The following is a 1,147-nucleotide window of genomic DNA, read 5'->3' as shown; positions in this document are numbered from 1 at the left end:
ACCTGGACCTGGCCGGGCGGGTGGCCCTGATGCGCGGCGACTGGACCAACGGCCTGGGCGACGACAGCTTCGACCTGGTGGTCTCCAACCCGCCCTACATCGCCACCCACGTGATCGAGACCCTGGAACCCGAGGTCCGCGACCACGAGCCGCGCCTGGCCCTGGACGGCGGCCCCGACGGCCTGGACGCCTACCGCTTCCTGGCCGGCGAGATCCTGCGGGTGCTCAAGCCCGGCGCGATGTTCGCCGTCGAGATCGGCTACGACCAGTCCGAGGCGGTCGAGACGCTGTTCAAGCAGGCCGGCGCCAAGAACGTGCGGACGATCAAGGATCTGTCCGTCAACGACCGCGTTGTCACCGGTACGAAATAGCCGCCAAAGTCCCGGGCTGAAAAACTCCTTGGAAACCCTGGCTTGAGGCGGTAGACGAGTAATGTCTCCTTCCAAAGCGCCGGGTGACGGGAAAAGCGGTCGTCTAGATGACCGCGAGGCTCCCCCGGCAGGCGCGAACGGCCGATCCGGCTGATCGCCGCGCCCGAACCGGGCGGAGGCTCTACGGAAACCAACGTCTCTAGAACATCGAAGGCAGAACCTAACAGGGTTCCACCCCGCTCCAGAGGCCAAACACCGGACGCGCAGACCGCCGCCGGACAGGTTCAGAAGAGACCATGAGAGATTTCAAGGGCATGAAGCGCCAGCGCGGCCGCAACAATCGCGGCGGCACGGGTAGCGGCGGCAAGCCTCAGCAGCACAACGCCAACCGGGCCTTCGATTCGAACGGTCCCGAGGGCGTGAAGGTGCGCGGCGCGGCCCAGGGCGTTTACGAAAAGTACCAGCAGCTGGCGCGCGACGCGACGTCGTCCGGCGACCGGGTTCTGGCCGAGAACTACCTGCAGCACGCCGAGCACTATTTCCGCGTCCTGCGCGCCATCCAGCCGAATCGTCCGGTCAGCGACATCATCGGCAAGGACGCCTATTCGGCTTACGAGATCGATTTCGAAGCCGAGCCGGAAGAGCAGCCCGAAGTCCAGGAAACCACCCAGACCGAGGCTCCGGCCGACGGCGAGGGCGGCGAAGGCCAGGGCGGCGAACAGCGCCGCGACCGGTTCGAGAACCGTCCCCGCGACGACCGGCCCCGGGATGGGCAA

Annotated in this window: 2 protein-coding genes; both read left to right on the top strand. The window is 66.9% G+C overall.

The window, feature by feature from the left end:
• Positions 1–371: HemK/PrmC family methyltransferase (locus AC1DZ6_RS25575; RefSeq protein ID WP_477099888.1), on the top strand; the 371-nt coding region annotated here is incomplete at its 5' end.
• A 296-nt stretch (positions 372–667) separates the two neighbouring features.
• The coding region (locus AC1DZ6_RS25570; RefSeq protein ID WP_477099887.1) for a DUF4167 domain-containing protein at positions 668–1,147 on the top strand (480 nt) is incomplete at its 3' end.

The sequence above is a fragment of the Caulobacter sp. P1_B12_2 genome (assembly GCF_056406675.1).
The sequence above is the reverse complement of the archived record's forward strand: the minus strand, read 5'-3'. Positions and strand labels throughout refer to the sequence as shown.